This window comes from Flavobacterium nackdongense (genome assembly GCF_004355225.1).
Lineage (GTDB): Bacteria > Bacteroidota > Bacteroidia > Flavobacteriales > Flavobacteriaceae > Flavobacterium > Flavobacterium nackdongense.
In genome coordinates this window covers 1603548-1622526 of sequence record NZ_CP037933.1, presented here as the reverse complement: position 1 = coordinate 1622526, position 18979 = coordinate 1603548, and the positions used below count along the sequence as shown (strand labels likewise).

The window sequence follows — 18979 nt, the reverse complement described above, 5'->3', positions numbered from 1 at the left end:
ACAACAAACAACTACACTATGCCAAAAGACAATTCCATAAAATCGGTTTTAATAATAGGTTCAGGTCCAATCGTTATCGGTCAAGCTTGCGAGTTTGATTATGCAGGTTCGCAGTCAGCGCGTTCTATTCGTGAGGAAGGAATTGAAGTGATCTTGATCAACTCGAATCCGGCAACCATTATGACCGACCCTTCGATGGCTGATCATATTTATTTGAAACCACTAACCACCAAATCGATTATTGAAATCCTAAAAGCACATCCTCAAATTGATGCTGTTTTACCAACAATGGGAGGGCAAACCGCTTTGAACTTGTGTTTAGAGGCCGAAGAAAAAGGAATTTGGCAGGATTTCGGTGTGAAATTGATTGGGGTTGATGTAAACGCTATCAATATTACCGAAGACCGTGAGCAGTTCAAACAATTATTGAAGAAAATCAATGTGCCTTCGGCGCCTGCAGAGATTTGTACTTCTTATCTTCGAGGAAAAGAAATTGCACAAGAATTTGGTTTTCCATTAGTAATCCGACCATCATTTACTTTAGGAGGAACTGGAGCAGCTATTGTGTACAAAAAAGAAGATTTTGACGAACTTCTAACACGTGGTCTAGAGGCTTCTCCTATTCACGAAGTATTGATTGACAAGGCTTTGATGGGTTGGAAAGAATACGAATTAGAGCTTTTGAGAGATAAAAACGACAATGTTGTTATTATCTGTTCTATCGAAAATATGGACCCAATGGGAATTCACACAGGAGATTCGATTACTGTTGCGCCAGCGATGACTTTATCGGACACCACTTTCCAAAAAATGCGTGATTATGCCATTTTGATGATGCGTAGTATCGGGAATTTTGCTGGAGGGTGTAATGTGCAATTTGCCGTTTCTCCTGATGAAAAAGAAGATATCGTGGCGATTGAAATCAATCCACGTGTGTCTCGTTCCTCGGCTTTGGCATCAAAAGCAACAGGGTATCCAATTGCAAAAATTGCTTCGAAATTGGCTTTGGGTTACAATTTGGATGAATTGCAAAATCAAATTACTAAATCAACTTCAGCTTTATTCGAACCGACTTTAGATTATGTAATTGTAAAAATACCGCGTTGGAATTTCGATAAATTTGAAGGTGCCGATAGAACTTTGGGACTTCAAATGAAATCGGTTGGTGAGGTAATGGGAATTGGACGTTCGTTCCAAGAAGCTTTACACAAAGCCACTCAATCTTTGGAAATTAAAAGAAATGGTCTTGGTGCTGACGGAAAAGGATATACCAATTATGAGCAAATTATCGATAAATTGACGCACGCCAGTTGGGATCGTGTTTTTGTGATTTATGATGCTATTGCTCTGGGAATTCCATTGAGCCGCATTCACGAAATCACTAAAATTGATATGTGGTTCTTGAAACAATACGAAGAACTATATACTTTAGAAAAAGAAATTTCTAGTCATAATCTAGAAACTTTGCCAAGAGAATTGCTTTTGGAAGCGAAACAAAAAGGTTTTGCCGACAGACAAATAGCGCATATGTTGGGATGTTTGGAAAGTCAAATTCACGCATTACGTATGACGATGAACATCAACCGTGTGTTCAAATTGGTTGATACTTGCGCGGCGGAATTTACAGCAAAAACGCCTTATTATTATTCCACGTTCGAAGCGGAAATCGAAAAAGCGAATGGAGAACGTTACGTTCACAACGAAAGTATTGTAACCGATAAGAAAAAAGTAATCGTTTTGGGTTCTGGTCCGAATAGAATTGGTCAAGGTATCGAATTTGATTATTCTTGTGTTCACGGCGTTTTGGCCGCCAAAGAATGTGGGTACGAAACCATAATGATCAACTGTAATCCCGAAACGGTTTCGACGGATTTTGATACTGCCAACAAATTGTATTTTGAACCTGTATTTTGGGAGCATATTTATGATATAATCCAACACGAAAAACCAGAAGGTGTAATTGTGCAATTGGGTGGACAAACGGCTTTGAAAATTGCTGAAAAATTAGCCAAATACGGAATCAAAATCATTGGAACTAGCTTTGACGCCTTAGATTTAGCCGAAGATAGAGGGCGTTTCTCTGATCTTTTGACTGAACTTAAAATTCCTTTCCCACAATTCGGTATTGCTGAAACGGCAGATGAAGCCTCGGCTTTGGCAGATAAATTAGATTTTCCTTTGTTGATTCGTCCTTCTTATGTTTTGGGTGGTCAAGGAATGAAAATTGTGATCAATAAAAAGGAATTAGAAGAACACGTAATTAGTTTGTTAAAGCAAATTCCAGGCAACAAATTGCTTTTAGATCACTATTTAGATGGTGCGATAGAAGCCGAAGCCGATGCGATTTGCGATGGCGAAAACGTGTACATTATTGGAATTATGGAGCATATCGAACCTTGTGGTGTGCATTCAGGCGATAGTAATGCGACTTTGCCACCGTTCAACTTGGGTGAATTTGTAATGACGCAAATCAAAGATCATACTAAGAAAATTGCTTTAGCTCTCGAAACTGTTGGTTTAATCAACATCCAATTTGCGATAAAAGACGATATTGTTTACATCATCGAAGCCAATCCTAGAGCTTCACGAACAGTGCCCTTTATTGCGAAAGCCTACAACGAACCCTATGTAAATTATGCTACGAAAGTGATGTTGGGCGTAAATAAAGTCACTGATTTTACATTCAATCCTCAACTAAAAGGATATGCGATTAAGCAACCAGTTTTCTCTTTCAGCAAGTTTCATAATGTGAACAAAGCCTTAGGACCTGAAATGAAATCGACTGGGGAAAGCATCTTGTTTATTGACGATTTGAAAGACGACCAATTCTACGAATTGTACTCAAGAAGAAAAATGTATTTGAGTAAATAAGATCGTATTAAGATCAGATTATTATTAAGCAGGATTATCTTTTTCATATCGAACTCGATAAACCTGCAATAATTTTTCTAATTCAGAAAATGTGATTTCTAAGTCGTCTATTGAAATTTCCTCATCATTAAAAGCTAGGCGACTTGTAGCACTTTTACCAATACTTTGACAATAAACCCGATCATGATGAATCCTATCCCAAGTAGTTAAATTCTCGTTTTTTAATTTTATCCCTTGATTATTAATAACTATTTGGGGGCTTTTATTTTTAATTTTTTTAAATTGATCATACGTTAAATACAAGCCTAATACAATAAATATTAAGCCAATGTATTCTTTTTCTAATAAGAAATAACCACCCAATACACTTATACCTAAATAAAGAAATAATAAAAATATAAGTGTAAATCTTGAATAATAAATTACTGTTTCTTTTGGGACTGAAACATCATCCTTATAAATATCTTTTTCAAGAAATTTTTTCTCCAACTGTTTCAATTTTTGCTTTTGTTGATAATCTTTAAACTCTGTTTTTTCAAACCAACTTCCACTAGACCAAATGAGTTGCTCCTCGACTGCTTTTCTTTCTAACTCATTGATATTTCTAACATTCTCATAAGCCCAAATTTTCCATTTGACTACAAAGTAACTCCATACCAACCAACCTAAAATAAATCCTAGAATAAAACAAACCGGATATATCCAACCTCCACAAATCCCCTTAAAAGAAAGAAAAAATCCAAAACCAATACATCCAAAAGTAGCGATCATTGGCAAATACTTTAATTGCCATCTACCTTTACTTAATGCCTGCTCAACAGTTACTTTTCCTTCCATAAAAAATTATCAAAATTAATTTCACCCTCTCCCTTGATGTTTTCGAGATGCTTTTCAAAAACAACAAACTTTCTTTGATATATTTCATATGAGCAACAAGCACCTAAAAACCCTTGAAATTTATGATAAACAATTATATCATTTTTCTCAAAAGCTTTTTGTTTTGGAAAAATAGGAAACAATAAAATAGATCCTAAAATCCCAACCAAAAAAACACCTCCAAAAACATATCCTAAAAGTGCAATTATTGGTGTAATGAAATAATACATAAAATAAACAGCTATTTTTTTAAAGGGTTTCACACTCATAAAGAAATAAACAAAACCACTTGCACAAAGAATAATTTTCAAAGCAAAAACGATTGCTTGAATTAAACCATAACCGATTAATTTACTTATTAAAGAATGAATTATTAGTAAAATTAAAAGGAAAAAATGAAATTTAAATATCTTGTTTTTCATAAATCTGAAATCAAAAATCGTTAATTTGAAATCTTCAATCCAATCTGCCTTTTCGCTTCCCCAACCACAAAGGCAACGGAATTAGCAATATTAAAACTTCTAATTAATTTTGACATCGGAATGGTCAAATGATTTTCGAATCGAGCTAAAACTTCTTGGCTTAAACCCACACTTTCTTTACCAAAAACCAACCAATCGCCATCTTGAAATTTGGCTTCATAAATGGATGTTTTGGCGTGTGAACTCATCAAAAAAACTCTTGACCTATCAGGAATCTGCGAAATCCATTCTTCGATATTTTGGTATTCGGTCACATCCAAATGCACCCAATAATCGAGTCCGGAACGTTTCAGGTTTTTATCATTGATGACAAAGCCAAAAGGATGAATCAGGTGCAAACGGCTTTCAGTACCCACACACAAACGACCAATATTCCCGGTATTGTTGGGGATTTCAGGTTCGACTAAAACGATGTTTAACATTTTTGTTTTGGATTTTGGGTTTTGGTTTTTGGGTTTCTGTGTTAGTTCAAATTACTTTAAAAATTTATAACTCAAAACTCATAACTTCTCTCACTTCTCCCGCTTTTAAATCATTCAAATGTACGTTTCCTATTCGAATACGCACCAATCGTAAAGTAGGAAAACCAACGGCGGCGGTCATTTTTCGCACTTGACGAAACTTCCCTTCGTTGACCGTAATCGAAGCCCAAGAAGTGGGTCCGTGGCGTTCGTCTCTTATTTTTTTGCCTCTCGGACCAAAATCAGGAATTTCAGGAATGAGTCGCGCTTCACATTTTTTGGTTTGGTATTTCTCACCGTTAAACCCAATTTCGACACCTTCTTTCATTTTATCAATCGCTTCTTGAGTGATTATTCCATCGACTTGTACATAATATTCTTTGTCCACTTTTTTGCTACGAACTTGTTCGCTCATTTTACCATCAGTAGTCAGTAGGAGCAGCCCTTCGGAATCTTCGTCCAAACGACCAATGGCCATCGTTCCTGCCGGAAAATCGTATAATTCACCCAAAAGTTTTTTCTTTCGTTTCAATTCATAAATAAATTGACTCAAATAGCCGTAGGGTTTGTGGAGGATGAAATGGCGGTGCATTTTAAGGAAAATAATAATTTTTAAAAAGAAAAGAACAAGAAGTCCTTAAGTGAATTGTGGTTATGAAATACTAACTATTTAATTGCTTTACAACATTGGTTCTTGCCGGTTGTCCCAGAAATAAGACAACTGAATTGTTTCTTTGTTTATTTCGTAAAACAACGAACATTGCTTGCTAATAGTAGCTTTTCTAACCTTATTATTAAAATTAGAACTTTTATAAATATAGGGTTGATTAGAAATGGATTGAATTACAGAATCTACTTTTCTTATAAACTTTTTTGCAGGCAGAACACCAAATTTTGCTTCAATATAAAGTACAATTACATCAAAAGTGGTTTCGGCGTTTTCTGACCATATCACTTTCATAAATTATATTTGGTTTTGTATTTTTCCATAACTTCTTCGTGAGTAGAAAATTTTCCTTGCGTAAATTGTTCTTGACTTTCAAGTATTCCAGCTTTTACGTGTTCTGGAAGTTCTTCCCAAAAATCCCCTTCTTTATCTTCAAAAGTAATTTTTGCTCTGATGGCAATCGCAATTTCTTGCAACATACTTTTGTATTCCTCTTGGGTTTCAATAACTACTCTCATAATCTTTGTTTTTACAAATATACAAATTATTACAATTGTGTTTTTGGTTTACACCTGCATATGCATAGAAACGAAAAAATGATTCAATCTAACCTATCACGAACTAAAAAGGAGCATTTTACTTTATGATATCACTCTTTATTCTTTTTTAAAACTAGAAAATTATCTGCTATTTTGTCATAATAATCTCTTCCTTGTAAGAATTTTTAAAGTTAAGGAGAAAATAATTAGCCACATTACGGTTTTTCTCATTGTAACTAAAGTTTTTTTTATTGATTTTTGCTAAGATTAAAATTTCTAATCTTTAATCTTATCATAATAATCCGCCGCGGTGGAGTAGATGTAAATCTTTAGTCCTGCTTCGGTGGGACTTTTTTTTTAGGATTTCAAATAATATTGATTAATTTTAACAAATAATCACGAATCAAAAAATACTTGTACGGACAGGTCCCGACCTGCACCTACGGAATCCAAACAAAAATCAATATTTTATGCCCACCCTACTCCCTTTTTTATTAATTTTCATTATCGCTCTCGCAGTCGGAATCTTTATTGGCAAACTTATTTTTTCGGCACGATTTCAAGTCGAAAAAATTAGTCTAGAAGAGAAATTAATCGCTACCAACAACCAAATTGACCAAATCAACCAACAATTTGCATTCGAAAAAAATGCTTTCGAAAAGCAATTAGGTATCGCCAATACTGAAAAAGAAACCATCCGTAACGAGAAAGATAGCCTCGCTCTACAATTGACCAAGAAAGAAGTTGATTTTGACAATCTGTGGCAACGCAACAAGGAACAAAAAGAAGAAGTCGAAAAACTGCAGGAAAAATTCACCAAGGAATTCGAGAATTTAGCGAACAAAATATTAGACGAAAAATCGAATAAATTTACCGAGCAAAATAAGGAGAATATGAAAAACATCTTGTCGCCTCTGCAAGAAAAAATTCAATTGTTCGAAAAGAAAGTCGATGATACTCATAAAGAAAGTATTGATTATCACGCCGCTTTACGCCAACAAATCCTTGGTTTACGCGAAATGAATTTGCAAATGAGCAAAGAAACTTTGAACCTGACCAAAGCGCTGAAAGGTGATAGCAAAATGCAAGGAAATTGGGGCGAATTGATTCTAGAAAGAGTGCTCGAAAAGTCAGGATTAGAAAAAGACAGAGAATATTTTGTGCAACAATCGCATACTAACTCCGAAGGAAATAGAGTTTTTCCTGATGTTGTCATCAATCTTCCTGACGGCAAAAAGATGATTGTCGATTCGAAAGTGTCGCTGACCGCTTATGAAAAATACATCAACGAGGAAGACGACAATCTAAAAATGGGCTTCCTGAAAGAACACGTCAATTCTATCAAACGACACGTAGAACAATTGGGCGATAAAAACTACCAAGATTTATATCAAATTGAAAGCCCAGATTTTGTTTTGCTTTTTATTCCAATGGAACCTGCCTTTGCACTTGCACTCAACGAAGACACCACTTTGTATAATAAAGCGTTCGAGAAAAACATTGTCATTGTGACGCCTTCGACCCTTTTGGCTACCTTGCGTACCATTGATAGTATGTGGACCAACCAAAAACAACAGGAAAATGCCTTTGAAATAGCGCGACAAGCGGGGGCTTTGTATGATAAATTCGAAGGATTTGTCGCCGATTTAATTAAAATTGGCAAAAAAATAGACGAAAGCAAAGTCGAATACCAAGGCGCAATGAACAAACTCGTTGACGGAAAAGGAAACCTCATTATCAGCGTCGAAAAATTGAAGAAAATGGGGGCTAAAGCCAAAAAAGCATTACCCGATAACATTTTAAACAGAGCTGGAAAAGACGAAAATATAGAACTGAATTAAAACAAAATAAGGATGAAAAAATTTTTAGGAATTCTAATTGGAATGGCAATTGTATCCACTGTTTGTTACTTTGCATTTGTCTACTATGCGACCTATAGCGAAGGCGTTCGCTCTGGCGAATTGATTAAATTCAGCAGCAAAGGAATGGTTTTCAAAACCTATGAAGGCGAATTGAGTCAAGGGATTTCCGGTGCGCAAATTTTTAGTTTCTCCGTTTTGGATAGTGACGAAAAAGTTATCGCCGATTTGAAAGAATTGGAGGGACATTATGTGAAATTGACCTACATCGAACGGTATAAAACATTTCCTTGGTGGGGTGATTCTGTCTATTATATAAAAGAAGTAAAAAAGGAAAATTCTCCCTTTAAAATAAAATAGAAGATTTTATTTTTTTGGCGATTTCACATACAATCGACGGATAAATTTCCTAACTTTAGAGGAATCAAATCGGTCGATATGAAAAAAAATATCCTTTTTCTGCTTTTTTTTATATTCCAGTACACCTCCGCACAGACTGAAATGAGAACAGCATCCGGGATCATCAGTTTTGAAGCATCGGTCCCTTTTTACGAAGAAGTAACGGCAACAAACAAAACTGCGGTCTGTATTCTAGAACTGAAAAATGGGCAACTATCGAGTAGGGTTCAAATGAAAGATTTTCGTTTTAAATTGTCTTTAATGGAGGAGCACTTTAATAAAAAATACTTGGAAACCGACGACTATCCACAAGCCTCTTTCAAAGGAATTATAGAAGGGTTCAACATTAACATCATTGGTGAATCGCCAAAAGAATTCAAGTTGAAAGGAGACTTAAAAATTCATGGAAAGTCTAAAAAAGTTAATTCGGTAATCTTTCTAAAAAAAGAAGGGAATGGACTAGAAATTGTTGCTGAACTTCAAGTCAATACTAAAGACTACAACATCGCTATCCCCGAAATATTGCGAATGAAAGTAGCGGAAACAGTACAAATAAAATATTATTTTTTCGTAAAATAATAGGCTTACAATAGGCAATTTTTCAAAGCTTCCTCTAGGTTTTTGAAGCGGAATTGAACCCCCATTTTTTCGATTTTTTCAGAAGAAACTCTGCGACCTGTCAAGAGAATTTGAGCCATTTCACCCAAAGCAATTTTCAGAATAAAAGCAGGGACAGCCGGCAACCAAATGGAATAGCCGTAGATTTTTGCCAAAGCTTTCGAAAAAAATTCATTAGTACAGCTATCATTTATGGCTGCGTTGTAAGCACCCGACATTTGGCCGTTACGAACAGCTTCAAGATAGATCGCGGACAAATCATCAATATGAATCCAAGGCATATACTGTTTGCCTGACCCCAATGCCGACCCTAAATTCAATTTGAAAAGCGGCGCCATTTTCTTCAAAAAACCATCTTCTTTACCAAGCACGAGCCCAGTCCGGATTTTAACCGTTCGGATGCCTAAACTTTGAATGGTATCGGCGGCAGCTTCCCATTTTTGGCAAGTAGAACCTAAAAAATCAGAGACAGCGGGACTCGATTCGGTGCAAATTTCAGAGCCGTTTATCGCGCCATAAACTCCAATTCCAGAAGCCGAAATGAAGGCATCTAGTTTTTTATCATTGCGCTTCAAAACATCATAAATCAACTGAATGGATCTTTCCCTGCTTTCGATGATAGCCAGTTTTCTTTTCGAGGTCCATCGCTTGTCAGCAATGCCTTCGCCAGCCAGGTGGATGATATAATCCGCCTTCAGGACTGCTTTTTCATCAATCTGCCCCCGAGCTACATCCCATCGGTAGTAAAAAACATCAGCACTATTTTGTTTTAAATTCCTAGTTAATACTGAAACAGAATATCCAGACTGAATCAACAATCTAGTGAGATTCCTTCCAATAAAACCTGTACCTCCGGTAAGCAATACTCTCTTTTTCATAGTACAAATATACACAATTTGAGGTTAACTCAAAAAGATTAACAAAATATTTTGTTTAATTTTTATTGTTATTTATTAAACAATTTATATATTTACCAAATAATTTAAATAAAAACTCAGATGGCAACCAAAAAAACACCTAATACGAAAGATAAAATAGTGTCTTTGTATATGAATTATCGTTTAGAAAACGCCGATAGACCAAAATCCGTTTACCTATTTGCTAAAGAAAATGGTTTCACCGAAACTGAATTCTATTCCTATTTCGGAACCATCGAAAGTATTGAGAAAGAAATTTTCAAAATGTTTTTTGATAAGACAAAAGAATTGATTGAAAAAGATTCGGCCTTCGATAGTTATGACATGAAGACAAAAACCTTGAGTTTCTATTTCACATTTTTCGAAATGATGGCGGCCAATCGAAGCTATGTTCAATTGACGCTACAGGAGCACAAAAACCAACTCAAAAACCTGATGCAACTCGCCAGTTTGAGAGTTGAATTCAAAAATTTTATAGGCGAAATCTTTACAGACGATTTAAGAATTCAATATGAAAAATTTCATAACGTCCAAGAAAGAGCGCTCAAAGAATCGGCTTGGATTCAGTTTTTGATGATTTTAAAATTCTGGTTGGAGGATTCTTCACCGGCTTTCGAAAAGAGCGATATTTTTATCGAAAAATCAGTAAAAGCAAGTTTTGAATTAATGAATATGGCGCCAATTGAAAGCCTAATCGATTTTGGAAAATTTCTATTTAAAGAAAAAATACAGCATAACTAACGAACTGAGCATTGGAGGAAATACAATTCAATCGCCTATTAGGATAGATGCGAATTACATATGACCTTTAATAAACAATTAACAACGACATATGAAAACTATCGACTATATTCCCACGTCAAAAATTGAAAGAGCGACAAAACTCGTGCAAACGGGCGCTAAAGTTGGTGTCAACTACCTTAAATACTACAGTGAAAAAATGGTCAACACCGACCTGACTCGCGACAAACTGAACGAAGATAACGCTGAAGATATTTATGATGGACTAAAAAGTATGAAAGGCAGCGCATTGAAAGTGGCGCAAATGCTAAGTATGGACAAAAGTTTTTTGCCACAAGCCTATGTGGACAAATTTTCTTTGTCTCAGTTTTCGGTTCCACCGCTTTCTGCACCACTAGTATTGAAGACATTTAAGTCGAACTTCGGAAAAACACCTTATGAAATTTTCGATGAATTCAATCCCAATTCCGTAAATGCTGCGAGCATTGGGCAAGTTCATTTGGCCGTAAAAAACAATAAAAAACTAGCAGTCAAAATTCAATATCCAGGTGTTGCCAATAGTATTTCGTCTGATTTAGCCTTGGTAAAACCCGTTGCAATTCGAATGTTTAATCTTCAAGGCAAAGATTCTGATAAATATTTCAAGGAAGTGGAAGACAAACTTACCGAAGAAACCAACTATTTATTAGAACTTAAACAAAGTCAAGAAGTCGCCAAAGCTTGCCAGAAAATCGAAAACTTAGTTTTTCCTCAATACTATCCTGAATACTCTTCAGAGAAAATCATCACAATGGATTGGATGAGCGGAATTCACCTTTCGCAATTTACAACTAAAAACAAAGACGTAAAAGTCGCCCAAAAATTAGGTCAGGCACTTTGGGATTTTTATATGTATCAAATTCATATTTTAAGAAAAGTGCATGCCGATCCGCATCCTGGAAATTTTTTGGTCAACACTGAAAATCAATTGGTAGCCCTTGATTTTGGCTGTATGAAGAAAATTCCAAATGATTTTTACAATCCCTATTTTGAGTTGGTCAACAAAAAAGTCATCGACAACAAAATGCTTTTTGAAGAAATATTATTTGAATTAGAAATTCTTAGAAACGATGATTCGCAGGAAGAAATCGAGTATTTCAGCCAAATGTTTTATGATTTATTATCCTTGTTTACCAAGCCTTTTCAATCAGCAACATTTGATTTTTCGGACGAAGTGTTTTTTCAAAATATTGCCAAATTAGGAGAACGTTTCACCAAAGATACCACGCTACGAAAAATGAATGGCAATCGCGGTTCGAAACATTTTATTTATATGAACCGAACTTTCTTCGGATTGTACAATTTAATGTTTGATTTAAAAGCTGAAATTGTGGTCAATGAATTTAAAAAGTATAGCAATTGAAAAGAGATTTATCTGAAATTGAGATAGACCGCATCATAGAAATGGCTTGGGAGGATCGAACCACATTCGACGCGATTCAGATGCAATTTGGTCTAAAAGAACAAGAAGTTATCGACTTGATGCGACAAGAAATGAAACCTTCCAGTTTCAGAATGTGGCGAGAAAGAGTACAAGGAAGAAAAACAAAACACGAAAAATTGAGGGTTTTCGATAAAGGCAGATTCAAGTGCAGCAGACAACGACAAATCAACAACAATAAAATTTCTAAGAGATAGAATTTATGAGAAACATAGTAATCATAGGCGGTAGCAAAGGAATTGGCAAAGAAATTTTGCAACAGCAACTTGGCAGTAACCTAGTACATAACATCAGTAGAAATACGCCCGAAATTTCACATCCCAATTTAAAACATTATTCAATAAATGTGTTGCAAGACCCTTTACCCGAAATCGAAAATGTTGACGTTTTAATTTATTGTCCGGGATCCATCAATCTGAAACCCATTGGGAGTTTGAGCATAGAGGATTTCAGAAATGATTTTGAAATCAATGTGATCGGAGCGGTCAAAACAATTCAAAAATATTTACCCGCGTTAAAAAAAGGGAACAATCCCTCTATCATTCTGTTCAGCACGGTTGCCGCTAAACTAGGAATGCCTTTTCACGCCAGTGTAGCTGCGGCTAAAGCAGGGGTCGAAGGATTGGTAAAATCTCTCGGAGCCGAATTGGCATCGGTCGTTCGTGTCAACGCCATTGCGCCAACAATCACCGAAACTTCGCTTGCTGCAGGGATATTACGGAACGATCGAATGAAGGAAAATATGATGGAACGCCATCCGATGAAAAACTATTTGAAACCCGAAGAAGTGGCGAGTATGGCCAATTACCTCATTTCAGACCAAGCAAAATCAATATCAGGACAAGTATTTGAAATGGATTATGGAATCGTAAGCTTCAAAATCTAACCTCAATAAAATCAAATTCACTCACTAAAAAACGAATACAATGATCGCAAAAGAATTAAACGGATACGAAAAAATCGAAAATTACGATGAAGAGGCAGTACAAATAATGGCGGATAACTACCGTTCCATCATCGAAAACATCGGCGAAAATATTTACCGAGAAGGCCTATTAAAAACTCCGGAAAGAGCCGCAAAAGCAATGCTTTATTTGACCCACGGTTATGGTGTAAATCCGTTGGAAATACTGAAATCGGCATTGTTTACCGAGAATCATCAACAAATGATTGTTGTAAAAGATATAGAAGTGTACTCGATGTGCGAACATCATATGCTCCCCTTTTTCGGAAAAGCGCATATCGCCTACATCCCCAATGGCAAAATAGTAGGTTTAAGTAAAATCCCTAGAATCGTAGATGCGTTTTCAAGAAGAATGCAAGTGCAAGAACGACTCACTGACGAAATAAAAGATTGTATTCAAGAAGCCTTAAACCCGCAGGGAGTAGCCGTGGTTATTGAAGCCCAACATATGTGTATGTGCATGCGAGGCATCCAAAAACAAAACTCTGTGACTACCACCTCATCGTTCAACGGCGCATTTGAAAAAAATAAAACCAGAAAAGAATTTATTAGCTTGGTTTCCAATAAATTGAGTTAACTTTATGCATTAAAAATAAAACCATGAAAATCCTCTTAACCGGCGCAACAGGCTACATAGGCAAGCGACTTTTACCCATTTTGGTAGAACAAGGGCACGAAGTAGTTTGTTGTGTAAGAGATAAAAATAGGTTTTATGCACCAAAACCCTTGCTGAAAAGCATCAAAATTATAGAAGTTGATTTCTTAAAAAAAGAAAGCTTGACTGCTATTCCCGAAGATATCGATGCTGCGTATTATTTGATTCACTCGATGTCTTCATCTGCAGCGCATTATAATGAATTGGAGAGAATTTCGGCCGAAAATTTCGTGTCCCGAATCAACGAAACAAAGGCCCAGCAGGTCATCTATTTAAGTGGGATTGTTAATGACAGCTCACTTTCAAAACATCTTTCTTCGCGAAAAAAAGTGGAAGATGTATTGAATACTGGCAGTTTCGCCGTGACCACATTGAGAGCGGGAATTATTGTAGGTTCTGGCAGTGCTTCGTTTGAAATTATTCGGGATTTGATTCAAAAGCTCCCCATTATGATTACGCCGCGGTGGCTCGATACAAAATGTCAGCCCATAGCCATCAGTGATGTACTTGAATTTTTGTCGAAATCGCTGCTAAATCCTTTGACTTACGATCAAAATTTTGATATCGGCGGTCCTGATATTCTCACGTACAAAGAAATGCTATTGGGTTTTGCCAAAGCGAAAAATTTGAAAAGACGTATTTACACCATTCCGATAATGACGCCCAAATTATCATCCTATTGGTTGTATTTTGTAACTTCAACCTCCTACAAATTGGCTACGGCATTGGTCAGCAGTATGAAAGTGGAAGTAATTTGCAAAGACAACAGAATTAATACATTGCTTGATGTACAGCCTATGACCTACGAATTAGCCGTGTCGAAAGCGTTACTAAAAATAGATAAAGACGACGTCACTTCGAGCTGGAAAGATTCATTAATTAGCGGACGGTTTAGAGGGAACATTTCTAAATTTCTAAAAGTTCCGAAAAAAGATTGTTATATCGACCGTCGAAAAAAAGAAATCATCAACAAAGCCTTTACCATTGAAAGAATTTGGTCCATTGGCGGAGAAACAGGCTGGTATTATGGCGATTGGCTTTGGAACCTGAGAGGATTTATTGACAAATTATATGGAGGCGTGGGTTCTCGAAGAGGCAGAACGAACAAACACGACATACACGCTGGAGATGCCTTGGATTTTTGGAGGGTTTTGTATGCCAATAAAGAAGAAGGGAAATTAGTTTTGTTTGCTGAAATGAAGTTGCCAGGCGAAGCTTGGCTAGAATTCAAAATCATCAACAATACCTTGTATCAATCGGCAACTTTTAAGCCAAAAGGCATTTGGGGAAGACTCTATTGGTATTCCGTTTTACCTTTTCACGGCTTTATTTTTCAAGGAATGTTGAATAAATTAATTCAATAAATTCGACACTGCCACCATAGTGACTGCCCACATTTTTTTAAACCATTAAGCATAAAGAGCATTAGGTTTTTTTAGTTTTACTTAATTCCTTCTTGAAAGCTTAATGGTTTAAAAATCTTAAAGAAACTACCAGATTACTCCAAAAATCGGCGCCGTATTTACTTCAAAATCCCAGCCTTATAAGTAGCAATCGCTCTATCTCTGGCAAAGGCGTGATCAACCATCGGCGCACCATAACCCAAATCAAATTCGGGTATCCATTTTCGGATGTAAATTCCTTTTTCGTCAAATTTCTTTTGTTGAATTTCGGGATTGAAAACCCTGAAATATGGCGCAGCATCACAGCCTGTACCGGCGGCCCATTGCCAATTACCAACATTGGCAGACAATTCAAAATCCAATAATTTTTGGGCAAAATACGCCTCACCCCATTGCCAATTGATTAATAAATGTTTGCACAGAAAACTCGCCACCACCATTCGCACTCGGTTGTGCATATAGCCTGTGGCGTTCAATTCGCGCATGCCAGCATCGACCATCGGATAACCTGTAGTTCCAGAACACCACCGTTTGAAATCTTCCTCATCATTGCGCCATTGAATGCCATCATAAGCTGATTTGAAATTATGTGAAACCACTTTAGGGAAGCTGAACAGTATTTGCATAAAAAATTCTCTCCATATCAATTCACTCAAAAAAACTTGATTTTTCCGAGCTGCCCAATTCACTAATTTTCGAATACTGACGGTTCCAAAACGCAAATGCGGCGAAAGATGACTGGTAGTATCCAAGGCAGGAAAATCGCGGGTTTCATGATAATTGCCAATATTTTTGAGATTATGAGGAATGACTTTTATGGCACTTTCCTCAAATCCAATTTGGCCCAAAGAGGGAAATGCAAAATGGCCTTTATGAAAATTAAAAAATGTATTCGACGCATCGTATTCGGCTGCAGGAGCAATGGAGTTGTACTTTTCTAGCCATTTATTTTTATACGGGGTGTAAACCGTATAGGGCAAACCATCGGATTTACTGATTTCTTTTTCTTCGAAAATAACTTGGTCTTTATAGGCAAATGAGCTGATGTTTTTGGATTTCAAAAGTGCAACAATTGCCATATCTCTTGTGATGGCGTAAGGTTCGTAATCTTTATTGAAATAAACTTCTTTGACATCAAATTCTTGTAAAAGCTGCCCCCAAACCTCCTGAGTTTTACCTTTTTTTATCAAAATAGCGCTTCCTAATTCTTCCAATTGCTGATTTATTTTAGCCAACGACTCGTGTATAAAGCCAACGCGGGGATCATCTTTTGGCAAATTATCCAAAATTGCCAAGTCGAAAATAAACAACGGAACCACAGGAAACTTCGATTGCAATGCAAAAAAAAGACCTACATTATCTTCTAATCGCAAGTCTCTTCTGAACCAAAAAAATGTAATTTCTTGTTTGCTCATTTTTTAGAATTAAATATTTCGTCCACTTTTACTACTCGGTAATCGAAAATTTGTTTCAATTTATTTTTCACAACTAAAGTGTTCATTATTCTGCCAAGGAATCCCAAAGGCAAGGCATAATGAACGACATCGGTCATTTTTACGCCACTTTCGGTAGGCTCAAAAAAATGTTTGTGATGCCATAAAGCATAAGGTCCAAAGCGCTGTTCGTCGATAAAATAATGATTTTCCTTAACCGAAGTAATCACGGTCATCCAACTCAATTTTAGACCCAAAAGAGGCGAAACCTTGTACTGAATAACTTGTCCGGCATACACGCTCTTTCCATCATAATCAGTAATTTGAAAACCCATATCTTCGGGTGTAATCTTCTGTAAATTTCTTGGACTCGAAAAAAAGGCCCAACATGCTTCGATGCTAGTACTGATGTGCTGAACGGTTTCTATTTTGTAAATTTTCATTATTATTTATTTTCAATTTTAGTAATCAAAACCACACTCATCAACAGCATCGAAAAGGCGTAGCCAATATCTTCGATAGGAATAGTTCCGAGGCGAATTCCTAGATTTTCAGCATTGTTGTAGCTCACTACTGGCTCGTCTATAAAACTTCCGGTAAGAATCCCGTTGACAATAGAAAACGGAATGAGCACAATCAGGAAAGTGATAAAAAAAGTATTCAAAACATGGGGCACTTTAAAAACGGTATAAGTCAAAAGAAGTACCAAAACACTATAATTTATTACTGTATATAATTTAGTATAATTGAATATAATGGTAGGAATCAATAGTACAACCAAAGCCCAATATATCCTTTTCACCAATTGGTCAGAAAGCGCTACGGCTGGAAAGAAAAACCGAAAAGCAAAATGAATAAAAAGACTGGCATAAGGGATACAAATAAAAAACAACCATTCCTCGATGGGTAGTTCAAAAAATTCAACACCCAAATGGTAACGGGGATTGAAACTCCAGACTCCCAATTTGGTAAAAATAATATCCCAAACAATAAAGAAAATCGCCGTGATGAGTATAGCCGAAAAAACCGCCTTGGCTCTTTTAATATAGCGCATCCTGCTTTCGAAACTGTACAAGAATGGTATGATGAAAGAGGCTATATTTAAAAAAAAATATAAAGACATACTAAATCTTAAAGTATTTGAAAGGAACGAAAAGCATTCCAAAACATTCACCATCTTCTTTTCCCAGATGCTTGTGATGTACCTTGTGACCTTTGCGCAGGGCTACCAAATATTTGTTTTTAGTATTTTTAAACAATTTAAAACGTTGATGAATGATGATGTCGTGAACAATGAAGTAACTTAATCCATAAGCAAAAATTCCAAGTCCAATAAAAAATCTATAGTCGAAGCCCGCTTGCGCACCAAAATAAAATAACAAAATACTTGGGATGGCAAAAATTACGAAGAACACATCATTGCGTTCGAAAACATTAGCGTATTTAGGCTGATGATGATCTTCGTGCAAATACCACAAAAATCCGTGCATTACATATTTATGTGTACACCAAGTCACACATTCCATCAATAAATAAGTGCCTAGAAAAATTAAAAAAGAAATCATTTTGAATCGTTTTAGAGTTTCAATAAAGGTATAAAAAGTTACACCATTTTAAGTTTATAGGTCACAAAAGAATTGGCGAACAAAATTCCCTTGGTATAATTAGAAATCCTAACTCTTGAATTTCTGATTTCGAAATAAGGAGTATTTTCCAATTTTTTTAATAATTTTTTGTAATATACATAGGCGGTGTAAACACCAAACTTGGCTTCGATTGGTAATTTTTTAATTCCTTGAAGCGCCACTTTAAAATCTTCTTCGATTTCTTGAATAATCATGAGTTTATCTTTTTCATCAAAAGAGCGCAGATCTACTCCGGGAAAATAATTGCGATTCAGCACCAAATTATCATCTTTCAAATCACGCAGAAAATTGACTTTCTGAAAAGCAGATCCCAAACGCATGGCCTCGTCTTTCAATTCATCGTATTTGGTGTCGTCACCGTTCACAAAGACTTTCAAACACATTAAACCCACAACATCTGCTGAACCGTAAATGTATTCATCGTATTCTTCTTTACTATGATAATCTGATTTAATCAAGTCCATCTTCATACTCTTCATAAAAGATTGAATCATATCGTCCGGAATATTATATTTAGTGACCGTTTGCTGGAAAGAATTCAAAATGGGATTCAAACTAATACCCATTTTTTGGGCTTTATAGTACTCGTTTTCAAAATCCTCGATCAAAGTTTTTTTGTCGAAGCCGTGAAAGGAATCGACGATTTCATCAGCAAAACGAACAAAACCATAAATACTGTAAATGGCCTCACGAATACTTGGGGCAAGCATATATACCGCCAAAGAAAATGAAGTGCTATAACTTTTAGTCACTAACACACTGCATTTAAACGATACATCATCAAATAAATTTTTCATAGAAATAGTATTTTTGGTTGGTTTAGAATACTTTATAACCCGTTGGGTGTAATTCAATTTAATTTTTTTAAACACATAGAATCATAGTTTTTTATTAATTTTATTAAGACGCTTCGCTTGATTTTAGTAAATCATAGCTATGTGAACCCAAGAACTGGGCTATCCAACTCT

At 35.9% G+C, this 18979-nt stretch carries 22 protein-coding genes; 10 read left to right on the top strand and 12 right to left on the bottom strand.

The annotated features are described in order from the left end of the window. Positions 1-18 precede the first annotated feature (18 nt). On the top strand, positions 19-2871 hold the full coding sequence (gene carB / locus E1750_RS06850; RefSeq protein ID WP_133276061.1) for a carbamoyl-phosphate synthase large subunit: 2853 nt from the start codon (positions 19-21) through the stop codon (positions 2869-2871). 24 nt (positions 2872-2895) lie between these two features. Here the strand turns inward: carB and E1750_RS06845 are convergent, their stop codons facing one another. The 6 genes from E1750_RS06845 to E1750_RS06820 all read right to left on the bottom strand — a co-directional run bounded on the left by E1750_RS06845 (position 2896) and on the right by E1750_RS06820 (position 5875). Next, the gene (locus tag E1750_RS06845) at positions 2896-3708 is read right to left on the bottom strand and encodes a LapA family protein (protein ID WP_133276060.1); all 813 of its coding nucleotides are present in this window, start codon (positions 3706-3708) and stop codon (positions 2896-2898) included. Then, positions 3693-4169 (bottom strand): hypothetical protein, encoded by a 477-nt coding sequence (locus E1750_RS06840; RefSeq protein WP_133276059.1) that lies wholly within the window; start codon positions 4167-4169, stop codon positions 3693-3695. Before E1750_RS06840 ends, E1750_RS06845 begins: the two co-directional genes overlap by 16 nt. A 20-nt stretch (positions 4170-4189) precedes the next feature. Then, positions 4190-4651: a tRNA (cytidine(34)-2'-O)-methyltransferase gene (locus E1750_RS06835; protein ID WP_133276058.1), complete on the bottom strand. Its 462-nt coding sequence runs from the start codon at positions 4649-4651 to the stop codon at positions 4190-4192. A gap of 64 nt (positions 4652-4715) precedes the next feature. Further along, the gene (locus E1750_RS06830) at positions 4716-5282 is read right to left on the bottom strand and encodes a pseudouridine synthase (protein ID WP_133276057.1); all 567 of its coding nucleotides are present in this window, start codon (positions 5280-5282) and stop codon (positions 4716-4718) included. Between the two features lie 87 nt (positions 5283-5369). Next, positions 5370-5651, bottom strand: a complete 282-nt coding sequence (locus E1750_RS06825) for a type II toxin-antitoxin system RelE/ParE family toxin (protein ID WP_133276056.1) — start codon at positions 5649-5651, stop codon at positions 5370-5372. Further along, on the bottom strand, positions 5648-5875 hold the full coding sequence (locus tag E1750_RS06820) for a hypothetical protein (RefSeq protein ID WP_133276055.1): 228 nt from the start codon (positions 5873-5875) through the stop codon (positions 5648-5650). The genes E1750_RS06825 and E1750_RS06820 overlap by 4 nt, the downstream gene beginning before the upstream one ends. Before the next feature lie 491 nt (positions 5876-6366). On the opposite strand from E1750_RS06820, the gene rmuC reads away from it, so the two are divergent. The 3 genes from rmuC to E1750_RS06805 all read left to right on the top strand — a co-directional run bounded on the left by rmuC (position 6367) and on the right by E1750_RS06805 (position 8733). Then, positions 6367-7737, top strand: a complete 1371-nt coding sequence (rmuC, locus tag E1750_RS06815; protein WP_133276054.1) for a DNA recombination protein RmuC — start codon at positions 6367-6369, stop codon at positions 7735-7737. A 12-nt stretch (positions 7738-7749) separates the two neighbouring features. Further along, entirely contained in the window at positions 7750-8115 is a 366-nt protein-coding gene (locus E1750_RS06810; RefSeq protein ID WP_133276053.1) for a 6-phosphogluconate dehydrogenase, read from the top strand. 78 nt (positions 8116-8193) lie between these two features. Then, positions 8194-8733 (top strand): YceI family protein, encoded by a 540-nt coding sequence (locus E1750_RS06805; protein ID WP_133276052.1) that lies wholly within the window; start codon positions 8194-8196, stop codon positions 8731-8733. 5 nt (positions 8734-8738) lie between these two features. Here E1750_RS06805 and E1750_RS06800 read toward each other — a convergent pair whose 3' ends face one another. After that, positions 8739-9650, bottom strand: coding sequence for a TIGR01777 family oxidoreductase (locus E1750_RS06800; protein WP_133276051.1), 912 nt, complete (start codon positions 9648-9650; stop codon positions 8739-8741). Positions 9651-9770: 120 nt separating this feature from the next. On the opposite strand from E1750_RS06800, the gene E1750_RS06795 reads away from it, so the two are divergent. From E1750_RS06795 to E1750_RS06770, 6 genes are all read left to right on the top strand, one after another. Beyond that, positions 9771-10430 carry a TetR family transcriptional regulator C-terminal domain-containing protein gene (locus E1750_RS06795; RefSeq protein WP_133276050.1) on the top strand — a complete coding sequence of 220 codons (660 nt, stop codon included), beginning with the start codon at positions 9771-9773 and terminating at the stop codon, positions 10428-10430. Positions 10431-10521: 91 nt separating this feature from the next. Next, positions 10522-11832, top strand: a complete 1311-nt coding sequence (locus tag E1750_RS06790) for an ABC1 kinase family protein (protein ID WP_133276049.1) — start codon at positions 10522-10524, stop codon at positions 11830-11832. Then, positions 11829-12107 (top strand): TIGR03643 family protein, encoded by a 279-nt coding sequence (locus tag E1750_RS06785; protein WP_133276048.1) that lies wholly within the window; start codon positions 11829-11831, stop codon positions 12105-12107. The genes E1750_RS06790 and E1750_RS06785 overlap by 4 nt, the downstream gene beginning before the upstream one ends. Positions 12108-12112: 5 nt before the next feature. Beyond that, entirely contained in the window at positions 12113-12796 is a 684-nt protein-coding gene (locus tag E1750_RS06780; protein ID WP_133276047.1) for an SDR family NAD(P)-dependent oxidoreductase, read from the top strand. A gap of 40 nt (positions 12797-12836) precedes the next feature. Next, complete coding sequence (folE, locus tag E1750_RS06775) at positions 12837-13451, top strand: GTP cyclohydrolase I FolE (RefSeq protein WP_133276046.1); 615 nt, start codon at positions 12837-12839, stop codon at positions 13449-13451. Positions 13452-13474: 23 nt separating this feature from the next. Then, complete coding sequence (locus E1750_RS06770) at positions 13475-14893, top strand: SDR family oxidoreductase (protein ID WP_133276045.1); 1419 nt, start codon at positions 13475-13477, stop codon at positions 14891-14893. A 158-nt stretch (positions 14894-15051) separates the two neighbouring features. Here the strand turns inward: E1750_RS06770 and E1750_RS06765 are convergent, their stop codons facing one another. The 5 genes from E1750_RS06765 to E1750_RS06745 are packed head-to-tail and all read right to left on the bottom strand — an operon-like array spanning position 15052 to position 18808. Next, positions 15052-16347, bottom strand: a complete 1296-nt coding sequence (locus tag E1750_RS06765; RefSeq protein ID WP_133276044.1) for a cryptochrome/photolyase family protein — start codon at positions 16345-16347, stop codon at positions 15052-15054. Then, on the bottom strand, positions 16344-16808 hold the full coding sequence (locus E1750_RS06760) for an SRPBCC family protein (protein WP_133276043.1): 465 nt from the start codon (positions 16806-16808) through the stop codon (positions 16344-16346). The genes E1750_RS06765 and E1750_RS06760 overlap by 4 nt, the downstream gene beginning before the upstream one ends. Positions 16809-16810: 2 nt before the next feature. Then, positions 16811-17488 carry a lycopene cyclase domain-containing protein gene (locus tag E1750_RS06755; protein WP_165698013.1) on the bottom strand — a complete coding sequence of 226 codons (678 nt, stop codon included), beginning with the start codon at positions 17486-17488 and terminating at the stop codon, positions 16811-16813. 1 nt (position 17489) lies between these two features. After that, a complete protein-coding gene (locus E1750_RS06750; RefSeq protein ID WP_133276041.1) occupies positions 17490-17930 on the bottom strand; it encodes a sterol desaturase family protein in 441 nt (146 codons plus the stop codon). Positions 17931-17968: 38 nt separating this feature from the next. Beyond that, entirely contained in the window at positions 17969-18808 is an 840-nt protein-coding gene (locus E1750_RS06745) for a phytoene/squalene synthase family protein (protein ID WP_133276040.1), read from the bottom strand. Between the last annotated feature and the right edge of the window lie 171 nt (positions 18809-18979).

What these genes read in the sequence shown, in the direction of transcription:
- carB (WP_133276061.1), top strand. Translation starts at nt 19, where the DNA reads ATGCCAAAAGACAATTCCATAAAATCGGTTTTAATAATAGGTTCAGGT.
- E1750_RS06845 (WP_133276060.1), bottom strand. Translation starts at nt 3,708, where the DNA reads ATGGAAGGAAAAGTAACTGTTGAGCAGGCATTAAGTAAAGGTAGATGG.
- E1750_RS06840 (WP_133276059.1), bottom strand. Translation starts at nt 4,169, where the DNA reads ATGAAAAACAAGATATTTAAATTTCATTTTTTCCTTTTAATTTTACTA.
- E1750_RS06835 (WP_133276058.1), bottom strand. Translation starts at nt 4,651, where the DNA reads ATGTTAAACATCGTTTTAGTCGAACCTGAAATCCCCAACAATACCGGG.
- E1750_RS06830 (WP_133276057.1), bottom strand. Translation starts at nt 5,282, where the DNA reads ATGCACCGCCATTTCATCCTCCACAAACCCTACGGCTATTTGAGTCAA.
- E1750_RS06825 (WP_133276056.1), bottom strand. Translation starts at nt 5,651, where the DNA reads ATGAAAGTGATATGGTCAGAAAACGCCGAAACCACTTTTGATGTAATT.
- E1750_RS06820 (WP_133276055.1), bottom strand. Translation starts at nt 5,875, where the DNA reads ATGAGAGTAGTTATTGAAACCCAAGAGGAATACAAAAGTATGTTGCAA.
- rmuC (WP_133276054.1), top strand. Translation starts at nt 6,367, where the DNA reads ATGCCCACCCTACTCCCTTTTTTATTAATTTTCATTATCGCTCTCGCA.
- E1750_RS06810 (WP_133276053.1), top strand. Translation starts at nt 7,750, where the DNA reads ATGAAAAAATTTTTAGGAATTCTAATTGGAATGGCAATTGTATCCACT.
- E1750_RS06805 (WP_133276052.1), top strand. Translation starts at nt 8,194, where the DNA reads ATGAAAAAAAATATCCTTTTTCTGCTTTTTTTTATATTCCAGTACACC.
- E1750_RS06800 (WP_133276051.1), bottom strand. Translation starts at nt 9,650, where the DNA reads ATGAAAAAGAGAGTATTGCTTACCGGAGGTACAGGTTTTATTGGAAGG.
- E1750_RS06795 (WP_133276050.1), top strand. Translation starts at nt 9,771, where the DNA reads ATGGCAACCAAAAAAACACCTAATACGAAAGATAAAATAGTGTCTTTG.
- E1750_RS06790 (WP_133276049.1), top strand. Translation starts at nt 10,522, where the DNA reads ATGAAAACTATCGACTATATTCCCACGTCAAAAATTGAAAGAGCGACA.
- E1750_RS06780 (WP_133276047.1), top strand. Translation starts at nt 12,113, where the DNA reads ATGAGAAACATAGTAATCATAGGCGGTAGCAAAGGAATTGGCAAAGAA.
- folE (WP_133276046.1), top strand. Translation starts at nt 12,837, where the DNA reads ATGATCGCAAAAGAATTAAACGGATACGAAAAAATCGAAAATTACGAT.
- E1750_RS06770 (WP_133276045.1), top strand. Translation starts at nt 13,475, where the DNA reads ATGAAAATCCTCTTAACCGGCGCAACAGGCTACATAGGCAAGCGACTT.
- E1750_RS06765 (WP_133276044.1), bottom strand. Translation starts at nt 16,347, where the DNA reads ATGAGCAAACAAGAAATTACATTTTTTTGGTTCAGAAGAGACTTGCGA.
- E1750_RS06760 (WP_133276043.1), bottom strand. Translation starts at nt 16,808, where the DNA reads ATGAAAATTTACAAAATAGAAACCGTTCAGCACATCAGTACTAGCATC.
- E1750_RS06755 (WP_165698013.1), bottom strand. Translation starts at nt 17,488, where the DNA reads ATGTCTTTATATTTTTTTTTAAATATAGCCTCTTTCATCATACCATTC.
- E1750_RS06750 (WP_133276041.1), bottom strand. Translation starts at nt 17,930, where the DNA reads ATGATTTCTTTTTTAATTTTTCTAGGCACTTATTTATTGATGGAATGT.
- E1750_RS06745 (WP_133276040.1), bottom strand. Translation starts at nt 18,808, where the DNA reads ATGAAAAATTTATTTGATGATGTATCGTTTAAATGCAGTGTGTTAGTG.